This is a genomic window from Rhodococcus sp. ENV425, from assembly GCF_002887785.1.
Classification (GTDB): Bacteria; Actinomycetota; Actinomycetes; order Mycobacteriales; family Mycobacteriaceae; genus Rhodococcus; species Rhodococcus aetherivorans.
The window spans coordinates 1-2576 of record NZ_PCZU01000231.1 but is presented as its reverse complement, the minus strand read 5'-3'; the positions used below and the strand labels follow the sequence as shown (position 1 = coordinate 2576).

Genomic DNA, 2576 nt, shown 5'->3' with positions numbered 1-2576 from the left:
GTTCGTCGCGCGGGGGGTTCGCTCGGGCGGGGTGGGCCGGGCGGCGGTGGCGGTGGGGGACCGTTCGGTCCCGGCGGTGCGGGTTTGACGGGTGCCGCGGTGGCCGTGACGGGTGTGGCCGTGACGGGTGTGGCCGTGACGGGTTTCGCGAGGGGGTGCCGGCCCGTCGGCTGGTCGTGGAACCGCAGCTCGCCGGGCAGGGCCATGTCGTCGACGTGGCGGCCGTGCCGGGCCTGGGTCTGCTGCAGCTCGCGGCCGAAGTCGGCCGCGGTCGCGGGCCGGCGGGCCGGGTCGACGGACATGGCGTGCTCGATGGCGGCGCACACGTCGTCGGGGATGCCGTGGGGGCGCAGGTCCGGGATGGGCTGGCTGGTGATGCGCAGGAACTGCGCGATGATCTCCTCGCCCGTGCGTCGCTCGAACGCGGCGCGGCCGGTGATGAGGGCGAACATGGCCGCGCCGAGACCGTAGATGTCCGAGGCCGGGGTGGGCGGCTTGCCCTCGAGCACCTCGGGTGCGGTGAAGGCGAGGGATCCGGTGAAGGCGCCGGTGGCGGTTTCGAAGCCGCCGGCGATGCGGGCGATGCCGAAGTCGGTGAGCTGCGGCTCGCCGTACTCGGTGACGAGGATGTTGGCGGGCTTGACGTCGCGGTGCAGGGTGCCGGCGCGGTGGGCGGTCTCGAGGGCGCCGGCGAGCTTGACCCCGACGCGGACGACGTCCCACCACGGCATCGGCCCGTCCCGGCGCACCCGCACCGCCAGCGAGTCGTTGGGGTGGTAGGGCATCACGATGTACGGCCGGCCGGTGGAGGTGACGCCCACCTGGAGGATGTTGACGATGTTCGGGTGGCCGGACAGCCCGCCCATCGCGAACCCCTCGCGCAGGAACCGTTCGCGGTTCTCGGCGTCGAGGTCGGAGGAGAGCACCTTGATCGCGACGGTGCGCCCGAGGGAGCGTTGCCGGCACCGATAGACGACGCCGAAGCCGCCCCGGCCGACGACGAGGGCGTCGTCGAACCCCGCCGCGGCGAGTTCCGCCGCGATCCCCTGCCCCGCGGGGCGGGTGGCTTCCGGATCGAAATCGGCCATGGTTCCCGGCTTTCGGCGTGCGACGCGCTCGGGGGAGTGCTGACTCGAGGATACCGCCGAAGCGCGGGGCCCGATCAGTGCCTCGCGCGCAGCCCGTTGGCGAACGGGCAGCCCACGAGGCGGCGCAGGGCGCGGCTCAGGGACTCGACGTCGTCGGCGGGTTCGGGGAACGGAATCCGGACGTCGTGGTCGCCGCGGCCGGACTCGAGTCGCAGGCGCAGGCCGTAACGGTCCAGGCCGAGAGGCCGGATGCGGCCGCGCCGGTCGTTGACGGGGATGTGCCGGGCGATGCGGTGGACGAGGTCGCCGTGGTCCTGCTCGAGGTGCTGCAACCATGCGGACTCGACGGCCGCGAACGGGTCCGGCGCGGCCGCGAGGACGTCGGCGACCTCCACGGACTCGGCGCCGGTGGTGTCGGCGGCGACGACGGACGTGAGGCGTACGCGCAGCAGTTCGGCGCGGTGCCCGACGTCGAGCAGCGCGGGGTGGGGCAGGGTCGCGGCGATGTCGGCGGCGAGCCGGCGGGGTTCGGCGACGGCGTGGGCGGTGCCGCTGAGCCAGGTGAGCGAGCGGACGGGGTTGCGCAGCCGCAGCGGCGAGTGGTCGGTCAGTTCCAGCACGGAGTGCAGGCCCGCGGCGCCGCGCTGCCAGGTCAGCGCGACGGCGGCACAGTCGTCGGGGACGACGACGAGCAGGTCGCCGTCGCTGTGCAGGTGGTGCAGCACCGCGGTGACGGGCGCGGCCCCGTCGGTGGCGAGTACGGCGGAGCCGGTGGCAACTGCGGCGGAGCCGGTGCGGGCGACGGCGGTGCGGACCGCTTCGGCGGTCGTGGGCGCGGAACGGGCGGTGGTGGCCGGCATCGAATCCTCCTCGGTTGGTAGGTGAGGCAAACCTAAGTCATGGTGAGCGAGGTCGCAACACCCCGGCGACTAGCCTGGAGACGTGCCGATCCCGCTCACCCTCGGAATGCCGCCGTCCCGCGAGGAGCCCCGCGGCCTGCTCACCGCACTGCTCACCCGCCGGCATCCGACCCTCGCCGACGCGCTCGCCGCCCCCGCGCTCGACGCGATCGGAGACCCCGTGGTGCCGGTGTCCACGCTGACCGAGGCCCTCGGGGAGACCACCGGGGCGGTGCGGATCGTCGGTGAACTCGACGTCGCCCCCGACGCGGAGCGCCTGGCCGGCCTGCGCCCGGTCCCGGTCCGCTACCAGCTCGACTGCACCGCGGCGGACCTCGACGACGCGCTCGCCGTCGCGGTACCCGCCCCTCTGACCGTCTACGTCGACGCCGGTGACCTGCCCGTGACGGCCCGCGCACTCGTCGGCGCCGGACACAGCCCCGGCCTGCCCACCGGACGCGACGTGGGGGAGATCGCCGACTTCCTGTCCGTCCTCGCCCACGCCGGCACCGGTTACGTCGCCCGAGCCCGCGACGCCGACGAGGTGCTCGCCCTGCTCGCCGCCACCGTCGCGGCCCTGCGCGGCGAC

General features: G+C 74.8%; 3 protein-coding genes. 1 reads left to right on the top strand and 2 read right to left on the bottom strand.

Annotation, left to right across the window (positions count from 1 at the left end; genetic code table 11):
* Both CQZ88_RS20150 and CQZ88_RS20145 read right to left on the bottom strand, forming a co-directional pair.
* Positions 1-1088 (bottom strand): serine/threonine-protein kinase (locus tag CQZ88_RS20150; protein ID WP_146034339.1); only part of this gene is annotated, 1088 nt, incomplete at its 3' end.
* Positions 1089-1162: 74 nt separating this feature from the next.
* The gene (locus CQZ88_RS20145) at positions 1163-1948 is read right to left on the bottom strand and encodes a DUF2470 domain-containing protein (RefSeq protein WP_102800207.1); all 786 of its coding nucleotides are present in this window, start codon (positions 1946-1948) and stop codon (positions 1163-1165) included.
* 82 nt (positions 1949-2030) lie between these two features.
* On the opposite strand from CQZ88_RS20145, the gene CQZ88_RS20140 reads away from it, so the two are divergent.
* Positions 2031-2576: hypothetical protein (locus CQZ88_RS20140; RefSeq protein ID WP_102800206.1), on the top strand; the 546-nt coding region annotated here is incomplete at its 3' end.